This is a genomic window from Ramlibacter henchirensis, from assembly GCF_004682015.1.
GTDB classification, from domain to species: Bacteria; Pseudomonadota; Gammaproteobacteria; order Burkholderiales; family Burkholderiaceae_C; genus Ramlibacter; species Ramlibacter henchirensis.
Genome location: NZ_SMLM01000002.1, coordinates 400419 through 419467 on the forward strand (window position 1 = coordinate 400419; position 19049 = coordinate 419467).

The following is a 19049-nucleotide window of genomic DNA, read 5'->3' on the forward strand; positions in this document are numbered from 1 at the left end:
CGATGGCGCAGTTCTTCGACCTGCATCCCGAGAATCCGCAGCTGCGCCTGCTGCGGCAGGCCGCCGAGCTGCTGCGCCAGGGCGGCGTGCTGGCGGTGCCCACCGACTCGAGCTATGCCCTCGCCTGCCACCTGGACGACAAGGCGGCGGTCGACCGCCTGCGCCAGCTGCGCGGCGTCGACGAGCGCCACCACCTCACGCTGCTGTGCCGCGACCTGAGCGAGCTCTCGAACTACGCCCGCGTCGACAACCGCCAGTACCGGCTGCTGAAGAACGCCACGCCGGGCCCCTACACCTTCATCCTCGAGGCCACCCGCGAGGTGCCGCGCCGCGTGAGCCATCCGCAGCGCAAGACCATCGGGCTGCGCGTGCCGGACCACCACGTGCTGCAGCAGCTGCTGGAGGCGCACGCCGAGCCGCTGCTGGCCACCACGTTCATCCCGCCGCACGAGAGCCATCCGCTGAACGATGCGGAGGAGATCCGCCGCCGCTTCCAGTCCCAGCTGGCCGGCGTGATCGCGGGGACCTGTCCCGACGAACCCACGACCGTGGTGGACATGACAGCCATGGGCACCGGCGGCGATGCCGTCATCACCCGGCACGGGCGCGGCGACCCGGGGCGGCTGGGGCTGTGAACGGGAGAACTCCCTTACGCACAAAGCGCGGAAGAGAGCGCAGAGGACGCAGAAAAGCAGATTCGAAGATTCCTCTGCGCTTTCTGCGTTCTTTCCGCGCTTCCTGCGTACGGAAGTCCGCCTCCCCCAACCTGAGACAATCGCCCACCCCATGGAATCCGCCATCCAGACCGTCCTGATCTACGCGCTTCCGGTGCTCTTCGCCATCACCATCCATGAAGCCGCGCACGGCTACGTGGCGCGCCACTTCGGCGACAACACGGCGTACATGCTGGGACGGGTGACGCTCAACCCGGTCAAGCACATCGACCCGATCGGCACGATCGCGATGCCGCTGCTGCTGTACTTCGCCACGTCGGGCGCATTCCTCTTCGGCTACGCCAAGCCGGTGCCGGTGAACTTCGGGCACCTGCGGCATCCGCGGCGCGACTCGATCCTGGTCGCTCTCGCCGGCCCCGCTTCCAATTTCATCCAGGCCATCCTGTGGGCCGTGCTGTTCACCATCCTGGCGGCCGCGGGCGTCGACGAGCGCTTCTTCCTCGAGATGGCCAAGGCCGGCGTGCTGGTCAACCTGGTGATGTGGGCCTTCAACCTGTTTCCGCTGCCGCCGCTGGACGGCGGGCGTGTCCTGGTCGGCCTGCTGCCGCCGCGCGCGGCCTGGACCTTCAGCCGCATCGAGCCCTACGGCTTCTTCATCGTGCTGGGCCTGGTGGTCGCCGGCGTCGTCGGCTCGCTGTGGCTGCGGCCGCTGATCTCCTGGGGCTACTCCGCGCTCGGGCTGCTGCTGACGCCGCTGAACGCACTGCTTTCCTGATCCGCCCATGAACGCTCCCGTCGTCCGCTACCTCACCGGCATCACCACCACCGGCACCCCGCACCTGGGCAACTACGTCGGCGCCATCCGGCCCACCGTGCAGGCCAGCCGCCGGCCCGGCACCGAGAACTTCTACTTCCTCGCCGACTACCACGCGCTGATCAAGTGCGACGAGCCGGCGCGCATCCAGCGCTCCACGCTGGAGATCGCGGCCTGCTGGCTGGCTGCGGGGCTGGACCCGCAGCAGGTCTACTTCTACCGGCAGTCCGACATCCCCGAGATCCCCGAGCTGACCTGGCTGCTGACCTGTGTCACCGGCAAGGGCCTGCTCAATCGCGCCCACGCGTACAAGGCGCAGGTGGACAAGAACCTTGCCGCCGGCGTGGAACCGGACAACGACGTCACCGCGGGCCTCTTCATGTACCCGGTGCTGATGGCGGCGGACATCGTGATGTTCAACGCGCACAAGGTGCCGGTCGGCCGCGACCAGGTGCAGCACCTGGAGATGGCGCGCGACATGGCGGCCAGCTTCAACCACCTGTACGGCGAGCACTTCACCCTGCCCGAAGCGCAGATCGACGAAACCGTGGCCACCCTGCCCGGCCTGGACGGCCGCAAGATGAGCAAGAGCTACGACAACGTGATCGCGCTGTTCGGCCCGCGCGAGCAGATGCGCAAGCAGATCTTCTCGATCGTCACCGACTCGCGCGCGCCCGGCGAGCCCAAGGAAGTCGAGGGCTCGGCCCTGTTCCAGATCTACCAGGCGTTCGCCGACCAGGCCGAGACGGCCGCGCTGCGCAAGGCCTACGCGGAAGGCATCGCCTGGTCCGACGCCAAGCAGCTGCTGTTCGAGCGCATCGACCGCGAGATCGCGCCGATGCGCCAGCGTTACGACGAGCTGGTGAACGATCCGGCGCAGCTCGAACGCATCCTCAAGGGCGGGGCCGAGAAGGCACGCGCGATCGCGACGCCTTTCATCGGGCGCCTGCGCCACGCCGTCGGCCTGCGCAACCTGGCCGCGCAGCCGCAGGCCGCCGGCAAGGCGAAGTCGAAGCAGGCGCTGCCTTCCTTCAAGCAATACCGCGAGGCGGACGGCCGCCACTACTTCAAGTTCGTCGACGGTGGCGGCGCGCTGCTGCTGCAAAGCGTCGGCTTCGACTCTCCGCAGGAGGCGGGCCGCGCCGTCGCGCGACTGAAGCAGGAGGGCCTCGCGGGCGCCGAGGGCGCTGCGCGCCGCGCCGAAGGCGTCAGCGAAGCGCAAGTGAAGGCGGCGCTGGCGCAACTGGCCGCCGGCTGAGCCGGCCACCGTTGGCAGTATCCTTGTCCAGGCAATGAAACCGAATCCCAATCCCAGCACCCTGTACGTGATCGACGACCACCCGCTCATGCGCGAGGCGGTCGTGATGCTGCTGCGCCGCCTGCGGCCCGGCGCTCACGTGATCGAGCTCGATCGCATCGGCGGCATGGAATCGGCGGTCAAGCAGAACGGCTTCCCGGACCTGATCTGCCTGGACCTGAAGCTGCCCGACACCACGGGCACGTCCGGCGTGCACGAGATGAAGAACCGCTTCCCGCAGGCGCCGCTTGCGGTGCTGTCGGCTTCGCCGGCGGCCGACGCGGAAGAAGCCTGCATCGAGGCCGGCGCCGACATCTACATCGAGAAGTCTTCCGGCGCGCAGGAGATCGGCAACGCGCTGCGCGCGCTGCTCAACACCGACGGCAGCTTCGAGGAACTGGCGCCCACCGACAACAAGCTGTCCAAGCGGCAGAAGCAGCTGATCGTCATGCTCGACCGTGGCCTGTCCAACCGCGAGATCGCGGACGAACTGGGCATCAGCGAGCACACGGTGAAGGTGCACCTCTGGCGCCTGTTCCGCCGCCTGGGCGTCAAGAGCCGCACGCAGACCATCCACTACGCGCGGACGCACGGACTGCTCAGTAACTGAGCCCGCGCTGCAGGGCCGGTTCCCCCGCGGGGGATGACGCCGAAACCGGGTCCGCTTCCACCGGCTCGCTCAGGATCGGCATCGGGGTCGCCTTGATGTTGACGGTGGATGCCGTGGCCCGCTCGGCGGCGCCGCGCGGGTCCGTCGGATAGACCAGCAGCCGGAACACGGTGCCGCGCCCGGGCTTGGACTGCAACTGCAGCGGGTGCCCCAGGATGTTGCACAGCCGCCCGACGATGTACAGGCCCAGGCCGAAGCCCTCCTCGGTGCCGGCGTGGCTCGGCACCTTGTAGAACTCGCGGAAGATCTCCTTCTGGTAGGACGGTGCGATGCCCACGCCGGTGTCCCAGATCTCGATGCGGGGACCGCTTCGGGTCATGCGCGCAGCCACCAGTACGCCGCCACGATCCGTGTACTTCACCGCGTTGGAGATCAGGTTGCCGACGATGCGCTGCAGCAGGATGGGATCGGACGTCACGGTCCCGGGCACCGCATGCACGCGGAACTGCAGGCCCTTGGCGTCCGCCAGCGGCCGGTATTGCAGTTCGAGGTCGTGCAGCAGCTTGTCCAGCCGCAGCTCCTCGATCTTCAGCCTGATCTTTCCCGAGTCCAGCCGCACCAGGTCGAACAGCGAATCGAACAGCGCGTTCACCGCCTTCGTCGATTCCACGATCTTGGGCGCGATGTCGTGCACCAGCTCCGGCTCGCTGCCCAGCCAGTCGGCGTACAGGCCCAATGCGTGCACCGGCTGGCGGATGTCGTGGGCGGCGCTCGCGAGGAACCGGTTCTTGATCTCCACCGCGTCCAGGGCGGCCTGGGTCTGGCGCGTGAGCGATTCGATCAGCTGCCGGTTGCTGTACTGCAGTTCGTAGTTCTTGCGGTGCGTCTCGTGCAGGCGCAATCCGGCCTGGCGCAGCACCTGCCAGAACGTCACCAGCAGCAGCACCATCCAGCCGTGATAGCCCGGCCCGTGCCCGCCCAGCTCCACTCCCATGCGCCAGGCCATCACCGCAAGCGCCGTGAGCGCCAGCGTGTCCAGGTAGCGCCGCATCGTGGGCAGGTGGCTGGACAGGCCGTTGATGGAGAACATCGCCAGGCCCGCCATGATCAGCCAGCAGACGAACTGGTCCGACAGCGGCGAGCGATCGAAGAAGAGCACCGTCGTCAGGCCCCAGCAGACCGCGCTCAGCGGCCAGATGAACCCGTAGCGGCGCAGGAAGTCCAGGTGCTCCGCCGCGCCCGAACCGGAGACTTCGCGGCCATAGCGCCGGATCACGCGGAAGCGCGCCGCCGCCATGATCGCAGTGGCCGCGGCCCACAGAAGCAGTGCCGCGCGCGGCGCATCGGTCCACAGCACGCCGATGAACACCGGGATCAGCATCAGCCCGAGCAGCTGCGTGTTGCGCTGCGTGCGCATGAGGCTGCGCACCAGCTCGCCCTCCACCCATTGGGTGCCGGCGGTGTCGATGGGAGACGTCGTGTCGGGCTTCACCGCCCGAAGTCTAGGCGTGTTCGGATGTCCTCAAGCCGAAACGGCCCTCCTGCGCTCCGCCGGCTCGATCTTCATCTGCTGCCGGTACTTGGTGACCGTCCGGCGCGCCACCTTCAGCCCCTGGAACGCGAGCTGCCGCGCGATCTCCACATCCGACAGCGGATTGGCGCGCGACTCCGCGGCGAACATCTCCTGCATCAGGCCGCGGATCGCGGTGGGCGAGCATTCCCCGCCGCTCGCCGTCGCCAGCCCGCGCGAGAAGAAGTACTTCAGCTCGTACACGCCCACCGGCGTCGCCATGAACTTGTTGTTCGTGACGCGCGAGACGGTCGATTCATGCACGCCCACCTCCTGCGCGATCTCGCGCAGGGCCAGCGGCTTCATCGCCATCGCACCGTAAGCCAGGAAGCGGTGCTGCCGCTTGAGGATCGCCTGCGCGACGGCCAGGATGGTGGAGAAGCGCTGCTCCACGTTGCGAACCGTCCAGCGCGCTTCCTGCAGGTGGGCCCCCAGCTCCGTGTGCTCCGCGCTGCGGTGGCGGCGGAACATTTCGGCGTAGCTGCGGTTGAGCCTCACGCGCGGCACCACGGCCTCGTTCAGCATCGCGGTCCACTGCCCCCGGACCTTTCGCACGATCACGTCGGGCGTCACGTACTGCACCGAGGGCGAGCCGAAACGCCAGCCGGGCCGCGGATCCAGGTGGCGGATGGCGGCGCACGCGGCGTCCGCCTCGGCCACCGTCACGCCCAGGCGGCGCGCCACCGACTGCATGTCGCGGCTGGCCAGGCATTGCACGCAATCGCGCAGGATGCGCGTGGCCAGTTCGCGCTTGCGCCCGCAGTCGATCGCGGGCAGCTGCAGGCGCAGGCACTCGATCACGTCGCGCGCGGCGACGCCGGCGGGTTCCAGCGACTGCACGCGGCGCAGGGCGACGCCCAGTTCCTCGGGCTCCACCGGCGGCTCCATCGGCACCAGCGCGCCGACCTCCTGCAGCGGCGTGCGAAGGTAGCCGTCGTCGTCCAGCGACTCGATCACGGCGGCGGCCAGGGTCCAGTCCCGCTCCGACAGCGGAAGCAGGTTCAGCTGGCCGAGCAAGTGGTCGGCCAGCGACGTGTGGGCGGCCAGCGTGTCGAACACGCCTTCGCCGTCGACCATCCGTGCCCGCGCGATCGGCTCGGCGCCCCAGCCGGGCGATTCGGCCGACCCATCGACAGCGGGCGAAACGTCGTCGGCGGATTGGAGGTCGGCCACCGCGTTCTCGTCGGGTTCCAGGAACGGGTTGTTGTCCAGCGCGTCGCGCACCACCTGCGAGAAGTCCATCGAAGACATCTGCAGAAGCCGCACCGCGCGCTGCAGGCGCGGCGACAGCGTGGGCTGGATCGTTGAACTGATCTGCAGGCTCAGCGAATGCATCTGTTCCTTCCTTGGTGAGACGGGGCGCGCGAGCGATGCGCAAGGACACCTGCCGCAAGTGACGTGCCGTCTTGCGGAGCGTCTGCCCTGCCGTCACGTCTGACACGCCCCGTCACAGCTGCTCGGCCGTCGAACGAACAAGGTTAGGCAAGCGTCACGGGAACGTGTCTCGCTTTCTGTAAATGTTGCGCAGGGCGCGGCTCAGCCGCGCCGCAAGGCGGTAGCGTTTGCCGCAAGGGCGCCCGGGGAAACATCCTGTTGCCGCCCGCCCCGTGGGCGGCTGAGCCGCACTACGCTGCTCGGTCGCGCTGACCTCGCACCGCCATGTCCCCGGCCCCACCTCCCTCCTCCGGCCTGGAGCGGTACTGGCCGCGCGCCTCGCTTCGCCACTATCTGGTGGCGATGATCCTGCTGGCGACCTTGCCACTCGCCGCGCTGGTGTGCTGGCAGATCCTGGCCGACGTTCGCGCGGAGCAAGGCGAGATCGAGGCGAACCTGACGCGGTCCGCGTCCGCCCTGGCGCAGGCAGTGGACAGCGAGATCCACGCGTCCTTCGACGCACTCGGCACGCTCGGTCAGTCCGACCTGCTGGACGCCCCGCAGCCGCGGCTGCGCATGCTGCGCGAGCGGCCGCCGCGGCGCGACTGGCACAGCGTGTTCCTGCTCGATGCGCAAGGCCACCTGCTGTTCGATTCCGCCGATGCGCAGGCCAGCGGCGCCATCGCGGGCGAACTGGGCCAGCTGCACGAGCGCGTGCTGCGCCAGCGGCAGCCCGTCGTCTGGGGCCTGGTTCCCGTGCGCGCACCCCAGGGCCATGCCGTGATGCTGGCCGTGCCGGTGGTTCGCGCCGGCGAGGTCCGCCACGTGCTTGGCGCGCGCGTGGCGGGCAGCGCGTGGCAGCGGCTGGCCGCCTCCGCCAGCCGGCCGGAAGGCGGATACGCACTGCTGCACGACGCGAGCCTGCGCCTCATCGGCTGGACGGTGTCGCCCAACCCCCCGCTGGGCATGGCCCTCGGCGCGGATGCGGCCACGTCGATCGGCAGCCGGCCATCCGGCGTGCAGAGGATGGCCGGCGTGGACGGCCTCGCCGTGTACTCCGCGTGGCAGCAGGTGCCCTCCTCCGGCTGGACGGTGCAGGTCGCGATCCCCGCGCGCCCGATCGAGAGCGCGCACCGGCAGGCGATCCTCGCGGCCCTTTCCGTCAGCGGCGCTAGCCTGCTGGTTGGCGTGCTGCTGGCGGTGATGGTGGCCCGCCGCATCGCGGGGCCGCTGCAGGCGCTCGCGATGCGCGGGCCGGGCGGCCTGCCGGGCCGGGTCGCCGTTCGCGAAATCTCGATCCTGCGCGATGCGCTGCAGGCGGCCGCGCGCCACGATGAAGAGGCCCGGCGCACCCTCGAGGACGACATCGCGAAGCGCAAGAAAGTGGAAGCGCAGCTCCTGGCCGCGCACGAGCAGTTGCAGGCCAGCCAGCACCTGATCGACCTTGCGCAGGAGGCGGGCCGGGTCGGCTTCTTCCACTACCGATTCGAGGACGACCGGCTGACCTGGACGCCGGGGCACTGCCGGCTGTTCGGGGTGGAGGCGCTGGAGCCGCCCCGCCTGGCGCGTTGGTTCGAGCTGATGGCCGCTTCCGAACGCGCGGCGTCCGAACGCGACTTCTGGACCGCCTGTGCGCTGCAGCGGCAGATGCAGACGCTGGAATACGAGGTGCCCCGGCCCGATGGCGAGCGGCGCTGGCTCTCCAGCCGCGTCCTGTTGCGCTACGGCCCGGAAGGCAAGCCCGTGCAGATGACGGGCGTTACGGTCGACATGACCGACCAGCGCGAGGCCGAATTGCGGCGGGCCGAGCTCACGGAGCAGGCGGTCGCCGCGCGCCAGGCGGCGGAAGCGGCCAGCCGGGCCAAGGACGAGTTTCTTTCGATGCTCGGCCATGAGCTGCGCAATCCGCTGGGCGCGATCTCCGCGGCGATCGACGTGCTGGAAGCGGCCGAGCCCGGCGGCGCGACGGCGCTCGAAGCACGGACGATCATCGCGCGGCAGACACGCAACCTGTCGCACATGATGAGCGACCTGCTGGATGTCGGCCGCGTCATCGCGGGCAAGATCCTGCTCGCACGCCAGCCGGTCAACCTCGCGCAGGTGTTCGAGCGAGTGCGGCGCACCTCGCAGCTCACCGGCGAAGCGGGCGGGCACGACCTGCACATGGACGTGAGCGACGCCTGGGTCGATGGCGATGCGGTGAGGCTCGAACAGGTGATGACCAACCTGCTCACCAACGCGATCAAGTACACGCCCGGCGGCCGGCGCATCGAAGTCATGGTCGGGCTGCGCGGGGACCGCGCGGTGTTCGACGTGAAGGACTCCGGCATGGGCATCCCGGCGTCGCTGCTGCCGCACGTCTTCGAGCTGTTCGTGCAGGGCGAGCGCACGCTGGACCGGCGCGCCGGCGGCCTGGGCATCGGGCTGACGCTCGTCAAGCGTTTGGTGGAGTTGCACGGCGGCACGGTCGCGGCCGAGAGTTCCGCATCGGGCAGCCGCTTCACGGTGGAGCTGCCCGCGATCGCGCCGCCGCTGCACCCCGAGGGCGACGCGCTTCCGCCGTCGCGGCGCCGTCGTGTGCTGGTCATCGAGGACAACGCGGACGTGCTCGCCGCCTTGCGTTCCAAGCTCGAGCTCGACGGCCACACGGTCAGCACGGCCGCGGACGGCATCGAAGGACTCACGCGCCTGCTGAGGCAGCAGCCCGAGGTTTCCATCGTCGACATCGGCCTGCCCGGCCTCACGGGTTATGAAGTGGCGCGGCATGCGCGAGCCGCGGGTTACGCGGGCCGCCTGATCGCGCTGTCAGGCTACGGGCAGGAGCGCGATCGCAGCGACGCGCTGGTGGCGGGCTTCGACGGCTACCTCGTCAAGCCGGTCGACCATGGCCAGCTGCGCGCCAGCCTCAGCGCGGAGTGAAATTTCGAAGGGCGTTACACCACGGCAGAACTACAGCGGCGAATAATCAGCCCGGCATTCGCCGCAATGGCGGAGCATCAAAGAGGGAGTTGGATGGGTCATGCACTGATCGTCGAGGACGACGTCGACGCCGCGCGCATGATGGCGCAGCTGGTGGCCAACGAAGGCTTCTCGGCGGCCACCGCGCAATCCCTGCGCGAGGCACGCCGGCAGATGGCGCTCCAGCAGCCGGACGTGGTGCTGCTGGACCTGCGGCTGCCGGACGGAAACGGCATGGCGCTCCTGGACGAGACCGACCTGATCGGCAATTCCGAGGTGGTCCTCATGACCGGGCATGCGAGCCTGGAAACCTCGATCCAGGCCCTGCGCTACGGCGCGGCCGACTACCTGATCAAGCCCGTCAGCGCCAAGCAGCTGCACAGCATCCTGTCGCGGGTGATGAAGCCCTCGGTCCTGCAGGACGAGGTGCGCAGCCTGCACGACGACCTGGCGCGCACCGGCCGCTTCGGACACCTGGTGGGCACCAGCGCGCCCATGGCGCAGATCTACGAGCAGATCGCACGGGTTGCCGGCACCTCGGTCACCGTCTTCGTCACGGGCGAGAGCGGCACCGGCAAGGAGCTGGTGGCGCGCACCGTGCACGACCTGAGCCGGCGGCGCGCCAAGCCTTTCCTGGCCGTGAACTGCGGCGCGATCTCGCCCAATCTGATCGAGAGCGAAATCTTCGGCCACGAGAAGGGCAGCTTCACCGGCGCCGAGCGCCAGCACCAGGGCTTCTTCGAGCGCGCCCACGGCGGCACCCTGTTCCTGGACGAGATCACCGAGATGCCGCTGGAGCTGCAGGTCAAGCTGCTGCGCGTGCTGGAGACCGGCACCTTCATGCGCGTGGGCTCCACCACACCGCAGGAGACGGACGTGCGGGTGATCGCCGCCTCCAACCGGGATCCGGCCCTGGCGGTCTCGCAGGGCAAGTTCCGCGAGGACCTGCTGTACCGGCTGAACGTGTTCCCGCTGGAGCTGCCTCCGCTTCGCGACCGGCCCGAGGACCTGCCGCTGCTGGTGCGGCACTTCCTGCAGGACATCGGCCAGCGCGAAGGCGTGGTCAAGCGCGCGACGCCGCAGGCGCTGGAACGCCTGGCGCAGTACCGCTGGCCGGGCAACGTGCGCGAGCTGCGCAACGTGCTGCAGCGCGCGTACGTGATGTCCACCGGGCCCGAGATCACGGAGCAGTGGCTGCCGCGTGATCCGGCGCAGGTGGCTGCGGCCGCGGTGCCAGCTGCGCAGGCGATGCCGGTGGCCCTTTCCGGCAACGGTGCGTCCGCGCACGCAGCGCCGTCGGCGGTGCGGATGATCGAGGTCGCGGTGGGCACGCCGCTGGCGGTGATCGAGAAGCAGGTGATCCTGGCCACGCTGGACCACTACGGCCACCACAAGGAACGCACCGCGGCGGCGCTGGGCGTCAGCCTCAAGACCCTCTACAACCGCCTCAAGGAATACGGGCTGTAAACGGCGCGCAGGCCGCCCGCCACGGGCGGCGGCGGGTCCGGCACGGATCAGTCAGCGAAGAGACGATTGGTTTTTTCGGCGCGGGACCCATCCCTGGGCACGCGCATTGCCAACCCTGCGATGCCTCACGGCATTCAACCCCCATGACTCTGAAAGGACGGGAAAACATGGCCTCTCAAGATTCTTCTCCCCAGAAGCAGGAAAGCGGTGCAGGCACCGGAGCGCGCAGGAGCCTTCGCGGCTTCGCGGCGATGGATCCGCAGCGGCAGCGCGAGATCGCGAGCCTCGGGGGCCGGGCCGCGCACCAGAGCGGGCATGCCCACGAATTCACCACCGAGGAAGCACGGGCCGCGGGCAAGAAGCGGCACGCCTCGCGCGCCAACGGCAGCGGGCAAGGCTCGCGCTGAAGTGTTGGCGGCCGCCTGCGCGCGGGTAGGAATCCGCGCGGCTCGCAGGCGGCCCCTGCGCTGACAGGGCGCCGATGGCGCGCGGCCTAGCATGGCCGCAGCCCTCGACTGCCCGATGAACACACCGGCTCCCGCGAATACCACCTTGCACGATGCCGGCCGCGCGCTGTGGCTGGCGACGCTGTCGCTGATGACGGCGTTCATGCAGACGCAGGCGCCCGCGCACCGCTGCCTGATGGCGCGGCGCATCGCGCGCAACTTCGAGACGCTGCGCGAGCAGGAGTGCTTTTCGCAGGATTGCCGCCGCCAGTTCGCGCGCCTCGGCGCGCGCTGGCACGCGCAAGCCGACCGGCTCCAGGGCAAGCCGGCGCCTTCGCGCGTGCAGCGCGTGCTGGGGCTCATCGGGCTCGGCTGAGCTTGCTTCGGGCCGCCACACCAGCAGACTTCGATCCATGGCTGCAGCGAAGAAATCCTCCTCGTCGTCCCGCGAGTCCTCGTCCAAGGGCATGGCCCCCACGTCCACGCGCTCGCTGTGGAAGGGCGCGATCACGTTCGGGCTGGTGCACATCCCGATCGGCCTGTACTCCGCCACCGCCGAGAGCGGCGTCGACTTCGACTGGCTCGACCGGCGCACCATGGACCCGGTGGGCTACAAGCGCGTCAACAAGAAGACCGGCAAGGAGATCGACAAGGAGGACATCGTGAAGGGCGTGAAGTGGCATGGCGGCGACTACGTCGTGCTCAGCCCGGAGGAGATCCAGGCCGCGTATCCGCGGACCACGCAGACCATCGAGATCGAGGCCTTCGTCGACGCCGACGAGGTGCCCTTCGTGTACCTGGAGCGGCCGTACTACGTCGGGCCGGTGAACAAGGGCGACAAGGTCTACGCGCTGCTGCGCGAGGCGCTCAAGCAGACGCACAAGGTGGGCATCGCCAAGGTGGTGATCCAGACCAAGCAGCACCTCGCGGTGCTGATCCCCTGCGGGCCGGCGCTGATCCTGAACCTGCTGCGCTGGGGCGGCGAGATCCGCTCCTGGGAAGACCTGAAGCTGCCGCCTTCCGACGCCAAGGCCGCTGGAGTGAAGGAAGCCGAGCTGAACATGGCCAAGCAGCTGATCGAGGGCATGAGCGCCAACTGGAGCGCCGACCAGTTCCGCGATTCCTTCAAGGAAGAGATCATGAAGCTGGTCGAGGCCAAGGCCCAGGCCGGCGAAACCGAACACGTGACGCCGATCGAGAAGGCGCCCACCGGCGGCGCCGACGTGATCGACCTGACCGAGCTGCTCAAGCGCAGCCTGCAAGGTGCTGGGCGCGGCGCCGCGGCCGCTCCTGCCCCAGCCCCCGCGCGCAAGAGTGCGGCCCGCAGCAGCGAGAAGGCGGTTGCGAAGGGCAGCGCGGACAAGCGCAAGGCGGCGGACAAGTCCAGGCCCGCAAAGTCCGCGACAACCAAGAGCCGCACGCGCCGGGCAGCCTGAGGGTTCGCGCAGATTCCCGCGGCGTTCCGAGCGCGAACGAACCCCCAAGAAAAAACCCCGGCACGAGGCCGGGGTCGGAGATCCGCAATGGATGGGTTCAGGCGCTGGGGTTGCTGCCTTCGCTGCTGGCCGCCGGGCGGGCTTCCGCGGCACGGCGGGTGCGCACCTCCACGCTGCGGCGCGCTGCCGCACGGGCCTCCTCGCGGGAGAACTGGTGGGCACGGCCGGCGGCATGGGCGGTGCGGCCGCCGAGCGCCGCAACCTGCTTCATCTTCTCGGGATCGAGGAGGGCGAAACCGCGCTTGCGAGGGGTATCCGTGGGCTGGGTCATGGGTGGGCTCCTGGTGAAAGGTGCCCATCCTTGGCCAAGCTCAGCGGCCTCTTTGTAGGACAGCGCCTCACGTGGAAGTCGGCACCTGTCGCAAGCCTGTCGGAAGGCACTGGACGCGGCGTCGGATTAAACCATTCGACTGCTCAGCCAGTCCGGTCGCGGCGAGACTCGGCCGTTTTCACCGCTTTTCACGCATCCGCAAGGGACGTAACAGGCCTGCCCGCCCGGCGCACCGGTTTGGTCCGCAGAATGGTCCGATGGACACCCCAGAGCTCAATCCACAGCAGCGCGCGGAACTCCAGCAGCAACTGACGCGGCGCGAGGACGAACTGAAGCAGTCGATCGCCCGGTTGCGAGAGAACATCGCGGGGCCGGGCGCGGGCGGCGGCGGTTCGGACGTGCGCGACTCCGTCGAGGACGGTGACGCGCGCATGGCGGCCAGCGTTGACCTGGTGCAGCTGCAGCGGCAGGAGGACGAGTTGCGCGAGGTGCGCCACGCGCGCGACCGGATGCGCAGCGGCGACTACGGGCGCTGCGAGGAATGCGATGAGCCCATCCCGCTGGCGCGGCTGAATGTCCGGCCCGCGGCGCGCTTCTGCCTGAAGCACGAGCAGGCCTGGGAGAAGGCGCACCCAGGCGCGGCCGTCGCGTCCTGACGCTTGATTCGCGGACACTGGCGACACGCTAGAGTGTCGCCACCATGAGTTCGCCCCTGCTGCTCGGCTGCATCGCCGACGACTTCACCGGCGCCACCGACCTGGCCAACAACCTCGTGCGCGCGGGCATGCGTGCCGTGCAGACGATCGGCGTGCCGCAAACGCCGGTCGACGACGTCGATGCCGTCGTGATCGCGCTGAAGTCGCGCACCATCCCCGCCGCCCACGCGGTGACGCAATCGCTCGCCGCGATGCGATGGTTGCAGGAGCGCGGCTGCCGCCACTTCTATTTCAAGGTCTGTTCCACCTTCGACTCGACACCGGCCGGCAACATCGGCCCGGTCGCGGAAGCGCTGGCCGATGCGCTCGGCGCCGATTTCTCCTGCGTCACGCCGGCCTTTCCGGAGAACGGCCGCACCATCTACCAGGGCCACCTGTTCGTCGGCGACGTGCTGCTCAGCGACTCGGGCATGCGCCAGCATCCGCTCACGCCCATGACCGACGCGAACCTGGTGCGCGTGATGCAGGCGCAATGCAGGTCGAGCCGCGTCGGGTTGGTGCCGCACGAGGTGGTCGCGCGCGGCAGCGAGGCCATTCGCGAACGCATCGCCGTGCTGCGATCGAAGGGATTCCGCTTCGGCATCGTGGACGCGATCGGCAACCAGGACCTGATGGCGCTGGGCCGCGCGGTGGCCGATGCGCCGCTGATGGTGGCGGGCTCTGGCCTCGCCATCGCGCTGCCGACGAACCACGGCTTGGCGCCCTCTTCCGACGCCGCGCGTCTGCCGGGCGCCGAAGGCGCGAGCGCGGTGGTGTCGGGCAGCTGTTCGGCCGCGACGCAGGAGCAGGTGCGTCAGTTCACCGGGCTCGGGCTGCCGTCCTTCGCGATCGATCCGCTGCGCGTCGCCGCCGGTGAAGACGTGGCGGCGCAAGCGCTTCGCTGGGCGGGCGAGCACCTGGGCGATCAGCCGCTGCTGGTCTACTCCACGGCAGCGCCGGATGCGGTGCGCGCCGTGCAGCAGTCGGTCGGTGGCACGCGCGCGGGCGAAATGATCGAACAGACGCTGGCGGCGATCACGGCCGGACTCGTGCGGCTGGGCGTGCGCCGTCTCGTCGTGGCGGGAGGCGAAACCTCCGGCGCGGCGGTGCAGGCACTCGGCGTGCGCCAGTTGCGCATCGGAGCGCAGATCGATCCCGGCGTGCCCTGGTGCTTCGCGAATGCAGGCGCATGCGAAGGCGCGGGCGTCCACCTGGCGCTCAAGTCGGGTAACTTCGGCACGCGCGACTTCTTCATCAAGGCCTTCGACCTGCTCAAATGAACGAAGACTTCGCCCGCCGCGAGATCTGCCGCGTGGGCCGCAGCCTGTTCGAACGCGGCTACGTGCATGCCATCGCCGGCAACATCAGCGTGCGGCTGGCCGACGGCTTCCTGATCACGCCGACCGATGCCTGCCTGGGTTTCCTGGAGCCCGACGCACTGGCCAGGGTGGACGCGCAGGGGCGGCAGGTCGGCGGCGAACGCGCCAGCAAGACGCTCGCGCTGCACCGGCGCATCTACGACGCGGCGCCGGAAGCGCGCTGCGTGATCCACACGCACAGCACGCATTGCGTCGCGCTGACGCTGCAGCCCTGCGAGGGCGATCTGCTGCCGCCTATCACGCCCTACTACGTGATGAAGGTCGGCCACGTCCCGGTGATTCCGTACCACCGGCCGGGCGATCCCGCGGTCGGCGAACTCGTCGCCGGCCAGATCGAGCAGCACCGGCAGCGGGGCACGCCGCTGCGCGCGGTCATGCTCGAAAGACTGGGGCCCAACGTCTGGCACGAGACGCCGGCAGGCGCGATGGCAACCCTCGAGGAACTGGAAGAGACGGCTCGCCTCTGGCTGCTGGCGCAGCCCCGGCCGCGACCGCTGACGGAGGCGCAGATCGATGAACTGCGCACCGCCTTCGGCGCTCGTTGGTGAACCAGGCCTGCGAACGAGTTCAAGGCTTGCGGCCGAGGATCTCGCCGATGCTGGCGCGCGGCTCGGCCAAGGGATCGGGCTGCGCCGGCGATCCGGCGTCGGACGGGCTCTCGCCGCGCTCCGCGCCCGCGTTGGCTTCGGGCTTGGCCGGCATGCCCACCTCGGCGCCTCCGCCCGTGAGGCTGTGCGTGCCGATCGGCGAAGAGTTGGCCTTGCCGCGCTTCTCGTCGGCCGGATGCCAGGGTTCCGCTTCCTTGCTGCCGGGGCGGTCGGAGCGACCGTCGTTCGAGCGGTTTTCGTTCATCGCTGCTCCTTGGGGTTGAGGCGACGGCTCCCCGCCGCGTGCAGTCCATTGTTCGAGGCGCAGCTCGCGCGGCTTGTCGGTGCCGTTCGGCGGCCCGGGTCAGCGGAGCGCCGCGACGGCGCGGACTCAAGCAGAGTCGCGCTGGAGTGCGGCTGGTCGTCCTGTCGAGCCCACACCCCGCAGTCGCGGCTCGGCGACGGCTCTGGCAAACCGCTGACCTTGGGCACCGCGAGCGTCCTACACGGTGCCCGAAAGGACGTGGAGACGATTTCCGCATGACCACCCCCGTCCAGGCCCATTTCAGCGAAACCTGGTGGAACGACTCCGGCCCGGTTGACGATGAGCGGCCCGGCGGCCTCGGCCTCTGGGCGCTGATCGTGCTGCTGTCGATCGCGCCGGGGGTGGGGGTGCTGCTGACGATCCTGCTGGACTGAGACGGCCCTATTCCGCGCGGCCGGGCTCCAGGTCGAAACCGCTCCAGCGACTTTCCGACGGCTCGAAATCGCTCTCCCGAAAAGGCGCCGACGGCGCCTGCACGCCGCAGATGCGGTGCAGCAGGCCGGCGAATACCTTCCGGTGCGTGGGCGGCGGTTCGAAGTCGTCGAGGCCGGTGTCTTCCATGGTTGTGTCCTCCTTGCTGAGTCAGGCGCAGATGGTGGCCGCGCGGGTGTGACTCGGCTGTAGGACAGGGACGGCAACGTGCCGGAAGCGGTGCGGAGGAGCCGCAGCTCGCTGCAACGTACCGTAAAGGATGTGAGCACCCGCCCGCATGCGCAGCGGGATTGCCTCTTTTTTAGGCAGAACGTCGAAAGCGAATGTCCACGCAAGCTTTGCTGGGAAGCACAGGGCTTTCCCACAGAGTTGTCCACCGCGGCTGTGAGTTTTCTCCTACCTTCGGGTTGGCGGGCGGCTGTCAAGGACGCTCTTCCTTTGCAGAACCGCGTCAGGGGTGCCGGGCGGATCAGCCGTGGCAGGTTTGCAGCACTCGCCACCGCCCTGAGCGGTATGCGCCGCTTGCTTTACGGTGGCAGCGCCGTCGCCTGCAGCGGTATCGCCGGCGGTGCCTGCGGCGGTATCGCTGCCGCTGCCTGCGGTGGTACCGGTGGCGACGCCTGAGCGGGTAGCCCCGCCGCCTGAGGCGGTAGCGCCGGTCCTGCGGGATTGCCCGGGGTTGCCAAGCCGGCGGGATCTGGCGGAGCGCCCGTGCCGGGCGCTCCGCCGGTGCCGGGACCGGGGTTCGTGCCAGCACCCGGAGCCGAGCCGGTGGTCGTGCCCGTGGTCGTGCCCGTGGTCGTGGCAGTGCCCGTGGGCGTGATCGTGGGCGTGCCGGCGGGCGTGCCTGCAGGTGTCACGGTGGTCGTGCCACTGGTTGTGCCTGTGGGTGTCACGGTGGCCGTGCCCGTCGTTGCGCCCGTGGGTGTGACGGTGGCTGTCCCTGTAGTTGTGCCCGTGGGGGTGACGGTCGATGTACCTGAAGTCGTGCCCGTGGGTGTCACCGTGGTCGTGCCTGTGGTTGTGCCCGTGGGGGTGACCGTGGGTGTACCAGTAGCTGTGCCCGTGGGCGTGGGCGTGGGCGTGGCCGTGCCGCCGGTATTCGCGCCAGTGCCGCCTGTGTTCGTGCCAGAGCCGGGGCCCGAGTTGCTGCCGTGGCCGTGACCCTTGCCCCTGTCGTCCCGGTCCCTGTCCCTGTCCGCCTTCTTGTCCTGGTCCGGCTTCTTGCCACCGCTGTTGTTGCCGCCAGGGGCCGCCTGGCCGCCCGTGCCCGTGTTGCCGCCCGTGCTGGCGCTGCCGCCGGAACCCGAGTTGCCGCCCGTGCCGGCGTTGCCGCCCGTGCCGGTGTTGCCGCCCGTGCCGGGGTTCGCTGTGCCCGCACCGGGCTTGGCAGGATTGCCGGCATTCTGGCCCGTGTGCGCACCGCCATAGCCGCCAGTGAAGCCACCGCCGTGGATCAGGCCGGTGTTGTTCCTGGGGAACGTGACCACGCCGGCGCTGATGCCCGACGCCGCGCCCGCCGAAACCTTGTAGTCGTACACGGTGATGTCGCCGCTGCCGACCACCGGCTCGACGCCCAGCTCGGCGCTGACCACGAACTCGTTTCCCTCGGCCCACCGCTGGCCGCAAGGGTCGGTCCGGGTCGCGATGTGGTTCACGATCGCGCTGAGGTCGATCTCGCCCGGCCCGACCGGCATTTCAGCCGGTACGAAGGCGATCAGCTTCCAGCCCGTCTTGCCATAGCTGCCGTTGATCGTGCCGAAGTTGTAGCGGCTGCAGCCGTCGCCGTCCTTGAAGATGTAGACGTGGAACAGCCTGCCGTTGATGGAGACATCGTGGTCGTACCAGGCCGGGTTGCGTCCGCCGGGCGCCTTGTGGGCGCCGTAGCCCCCCCAGTAGTCCAGCGGGATCATGATCTCGTGCGTGATCGACGAGTTGAACCAGCCCGTGTCCTGCTTCGAACTGGATTGCAGCCAGAGATCGAACGTGAGTTGGCCCTGGCCCGTCGGCGTTTCGTTGTGCTGGAACGCGAACTTGGCCTTGAGCGGCGCGAGCGGGATCTGCAAGGGGAAGAATCCGCCTCCGCTGTCGGGATACCCCGCATGTCCGGGCTTGCGGCCGTAGACGGCGGCCGGAAACGACTTGACCTCGGTGCTGCCCTGCGGCCAGGTCCACTTCATGCGGAACGCCACTTCCCCGTTGGGGCCAACGCCCTGGCCCGCTCCGACGCCCTGGTAGTACTGGCCGTCGGCGATCGAACCCTGGCCCCATCGGTTGTCGACGATCCAGTACGGATCTGCGGGCGTTCCCGCGGGCAACCACTGCTCCGCTTTCGAGCCGACCGAGACGTTCGGTGCTTGCGCCGACGCGCCGGCGGCCAGCAATGCGAGGCATGCCGCTGCTCCAAAGGCCCGGAAGTTCCCGCGGGATCGGCCCGCCGGCTGTCGAGGCGCAAGACGGCCTGAAGAGGTGTTCTTGTTCGTCATGTCCACTCCACAAACTCCTGGAGTCAGTCTGCGGGTGGCGGACCAGCCGCTCCATCCTGTTTTTTGGGGCGGGAAGGCACGCGGCGGTGCGGGCGCACGCTACACCCGAACCCGGGGCGCAGCGGTACCTGGCCAGCGGAAACGCCGTTGCGCGGAGAGCAGCGGGGC

At 69.5% G+C, this 19049-nt stretch carries 19 protein-coding genes; 13 read left to right on the forward strand and 6 right to left on the reverse strand.

What is annotated here, in order from left to right:
* The first annotated feature begins 2 nt into the window (after nt 1–2).
* The 4 genes from EZ313_RS14655 to EZ313_RS14670 all read left to right on the forward strand — a co-directional run bounded on the left by EZ313_RS14655 (nt 3) and on the right by EZ313_RS14670 (nt 3395).
* The gene (locus tag EZ313_RS14655; RefSeq protein ID WP_135264025.1) at nt 3–635 is read left to right on the forward strand and encodes an L-threonylcarbamoyladenylate synthase; all 633 of its coding nucleotides are present in this window, start codon (nt 3–5) and stop codon (nt 633–635) included.
* A gap of 151 nt (nt 636–786) precedes the next feature.
* Nucleotides 787–1449 (forward strand): site-2 protease family protein, encoded by a 663-nt coding sequence (locus EZ313_RS14660; RefSeq protein ID WP_135264026.1) that lies wholly within the window; start codon nt 787–789, stop codon nt 1447–1449.
* A 7-nt stretch (nt 1450–1456) separates the two neighbouring features.
* Nucleotides 1457–2746, forward strand: coding sequence for a tryptophan--tRNA ligase (locus EZ313_RS14665; RefSeq protein ID WP_135264027.1), 1290 nt, complete (start codon nt 1457–1459; stop codon nt 2744–2746).
* A gap of 34 nt (nt 2747–2780) precedes the next feature.
* Nucleotides 2781–3395, forward strand: coding sequence for a response regulator transcription factor (locus EZ313_RS14670; RefSeq protein WP_135264028.1), 615 nt, complete (start codon nt 2781–2783; stop codon nt 3393–3395).
* Here the strand turns inward: EZ313_RS14670 and EZ313_RS14675 are convergent.
* Nucleotides 3385–4887 carry a sensor histidine kinase gene (locus tag EZ313_RS14675; protein ID WP_135264029.1) on the reverse strand — a complete coding sequence of 501 codons (1503 nt, stop codon included), beginning with the start codon at nt 4885–4887 and terminating at the stop codon, nt 3385–3387. The two genes, EZ313_RS14670 and EZ313_RS14675, sit on opposite strands and share 11 nt — an antisense overlap.
* A gap of 30 nt (nt 4888–4917) precedes the next feature.
* Nucleotides 4918–6300, reverse strand: a complete 1383-nt coding sequence (gene rpoN, locus EZ313_RS14680; protein WP_135264030.1) for an RNA polymerase factor sigma-54 — start codon at nt 6298–6300, stop codon at nt 4918–4920.
* 324 nt (nt 6301–6624) lie between these two features.
* Here rpoN and EZ313_RS14685 point away from each other — a divergent pair, with 324 nt between their 5' ends.
* From EZ313_RS14685 to ku, 5 genes are all read left to right on the forward strand, one after another.
* On the forward strand, nt 6625–9258 hold the full coding sequence (locus EZ313_RS14685) for an ATP-binding protein (RefSeq protein WP_135264031.1): 2634 nt from the start codon (nt 6625–6627) through the stop codon (nt 9256–9258).
* A 93-nt stretch (nt 9259–9351) separates the two neighbouring features.
* Nucleotides 9352–10764: a sigma-54-dependent transcriptional regulator gene (locus EZ313_RS14690; RefSeq protein ID WP_135264032.1), complete on the forward strand. Its 1413-nt coding sequence runs from the start codon at nt 9352–9354 to the stop codon at nt 10762–10764.
* A 167-nt stretch (nt 10765–10931) separates the two neighbouring features.
* The gene (locus EZ313_RS14695; protein WP_135264033.1) at nt 10932–11171 is read left to right on the forward strand and encodes a KGG domain-containing protein; all 240 of its coding nucleotides are present in this window, start codon (nt 10932–10934) and stop codon (nt 11169–11171) included.
* 91 nt (nt 11172–11262) lie between these two features.
* Entirely contained in the window at nt 11263–11586 is a 324-nt protein-coding gene (locus EZ313_RS14700) for a hypothetical protein (RefSeq protein ID WP_135264034.1), read from the forward strand.
* A 37-nt stretch (nt 11587–11623) separates the two neighbouring features.
* A complete protein-coding gene (ku, locus tag EZ313_RS14705; protein ID WP_135264035.1) occupies nt 11624–12646 on the forward strand; it encodes a non-homologous end joining protein Ku in 1023 nt (340 codons plus the stop codon).
* Between the two features lie 97 nt (nt 12647–12743).
* On the opposite strand, the gene EZ313_RS14710 is transcribed toward ku, so the two are convergent.
* Nucleotides 12744–12977 carry a hypothetical protein gene (locus EZ313_RS14710; RefSeq protein WP_205960400.1) on the reverse strand — a complete coding sequence of 78 codons (234 nt, stop codon included), beginning with the start codon at nt 12975–12977 and terminating at the stop codon, nt 12744–12746.
* A 257-nt stretch (nt 12978–13234) separates the two neighbouring features.
* Between EZ313_RS14710 and EZ313_RS14715 the strand changes: the two genes are divergently transcribed.
* Genes EZ313_RS14715 through EZ313_RS14725 form a run of 3 tightly spaced genes read left to right on the forward strand, consistent with a single transcriptional unit; the run spans nt 13235 to nt 15599 of the window.
* A complete protein-coding gene (locus EZ313_RS14715) occupies nt 13235–13633 on the forward strand; it encodes a TraR/DksA family transcriptional regulator (protein ID WP_135264036.1) in 399 nt (132 codons plus the stop codon).
* Nucleotides 13634–13677: 44 nt separating this feature from the next.
* Nucleotides 13678–14952, forward strand: coding sequence for a 3-oxo-tetronate kinase (otnK, locus tag EZ313_RS14720; protein WP_135264037.1), 1275 nt, complete (start codon nt 13678–13680; stop codon nt 14950–14952).
* Complete coding sequence (locus EZ313_RS14725; RefSeq protein ID WP_135264038.1) at nt 14949–15599, forward strand: class II aldolase/adducin family protein; 651 nt, start codon at nt 14949–14951, stop codon at nt 15597–15599. The genes otnK and EZ313_RS14725 overlap by 4 nt, the downstream gene beginning before the upstream one ends.
* A 19-nt stretch (nt 15600–15618) precedes the next feature.
* On the opposite strand, the gene EZ313_RS14730 is transcribed toward EZ313_RS14725, so the two are convergent.
* Nucleotides 15619–15903, reverse strand: coding sequence for a hypothetical protein (locus tag EZ313_RS14730; RefSeq protein ID WP_135264039.1), 285 nt, complete (start codon nt 15901–15903; stop codon nt 15619–15621).
* Nucleotides 15904–16178: 275 nt separating this feature from the next.
* Between EZ313_RS14730 and EZ313_RS23320 the strand changes: the two genes are divergently transcribed.
* Nucleotides 16179–16337, forward strand: coding sequence for a hypothetical protein (locus EZ313_RS23320; RefSeq protein WP_167772587.1), 159 nt, complete (start codon nt 16179–16181; stop codon nt 16335–16337).
* Between the two features lie 7 nt (nt 16338–16344).
* Here EZ313_RS23320 and EZ313_RS14735 read toward each other — a convergent pair whose 3' ends face one another.
* Nucleotides 16345–16524: a hypothetical protein gene (locus tag EZ313_RS14735; RefSeq protein ID WP_135264040.1), complete on the reverse strand. Its 180-nt coding sequence runs from the start codon at nt 16522–16524 to the stop codon at nt 16345–16347.
* 398 nt (nt 16525–16922) lie between these two features.
* Complete coding sequence (locus EZ313_RS14740) at nt 16923–18779, reverse strand: hypothetical protein (protein ID WP_135264041.1); 1857 nt, start codon at nt 18777–18779, stop codon at nt 16923–16925.
* Nucleotides 18780–19049: the final 270 nt, after the last annotated feature.

Coding starts and splice junctions, on each gene's coding strand:
- EZ313_RS14735 (WP_135264040.1), bottom strand. CDS start 16,524: ATGGAAGACACCGGCCTCGACGACTTCGAACCGCCGCCCACGCACCGG.
- EZ313_RS14695 (WP_135264033.1), top strand. CDS start 10,932: ATGGCCTCTCAAGATTCTTCTCCCCAGAAGCAGGAAAGCGGTGCAGGC.
- EZ313_RS23320 (WP_167772587.1), top strand. CDS start 16,179: ATGACCACCCCCGTCCAGGCCCATTTCAGCGAAACCTGGTGGAACGAC.
- EZ313_RS14670 (WP_135264028.1), top strand. CDS start 2,781: ATGAAACCGAATCCCAATCCCAGCACCCTGTACGTGATCGACGACCAC.
- EZ313_RS14655 (WP_135264025.1), top strand. CDS start 3: ATGGCGCAGTTCTTCGACCTGCATCCCGAGAATCCGCAGCTGCGCCTG.
- EZ313_RS14665 (WP_135264027.1), top strand. CDS start 1,457: ATGAACGCTCCCGTCGTCCGCTACCTCACCGGCATCACCACCACCGGC.
- EZ313_RS14685 (WP_135264031.1), top strand. CDS start 6,625: ATGTCCCCGGCCCCACCTCCCTCCTCCGGCCTGGAGCGGTACTGGCCG.
- otnK (WP_135264037.1), top strand. CDS start 13,678: ATGAGTTCGCCCCTGCTGCTCGGCTGCATCGCCGACGACTTCACCGGC.
- EZ313_RS14700 (WP_135264034.1), top strand. CDS start 11,263: ATGGCCGCAGCCCTCGACTGCCCGATGAACACACCGGCTCCCGCGAAT.
- EZ313_RS14710 (WP_205960400.1), bottom strand. CDS start 12,977: ATGACCCAGCCCACGGATACCCCTCGCAAGCGCGGTTTCGCCCTCCTC.
- ku (WP_135264035.1), top strand. CDS start 11,624: ATGGCTGCAGCGAAGAAATCCTCCTCGTCGTCCCGCGAGTCCTCGTCC.
- EZ313_RS14730 (WP_135264039.1), bottom strand. CDS start 15,903: ATGAACGAAAACCGCTCGAACGACGGTCGCTCCGACCGCCCCGGCAGC.
- EZ313_RS14725 (WP_135264038.1), top strand. CDS start 14,949: ATGAACGAAGACTTCGCCCGCCGCGAGATCTGCCGCGTGGGCCGCAGC.
- EZ313_RS14660 (WP_135264026.1), top strand. CDS start 787: ATGGAATCCGCCATCCAGACCGTCCTGATCTACGCGCTTCCGGTGCTC.
- EZ313_RS14690 (WP_135264032.1), top strand. CDS start 9,352: ATGGGTCATGCACTGATCGTCGAGGACGACGTCGACGCCGCGCGCATG.
- EZ313_RS14715 (WP_135264036.1), top strand. CDS start 13,235: ATGGACACCCCAGAGCTCAATCCACAGCAGCGCGCGGAACTCCAGCAG.
- rpoN (WP_135264030.1), bottom strand. CDS start 6,300: ATGCATTCGCTGAGCCTGCAGATCAGTTCAACGATCCAGCCCACGCTG.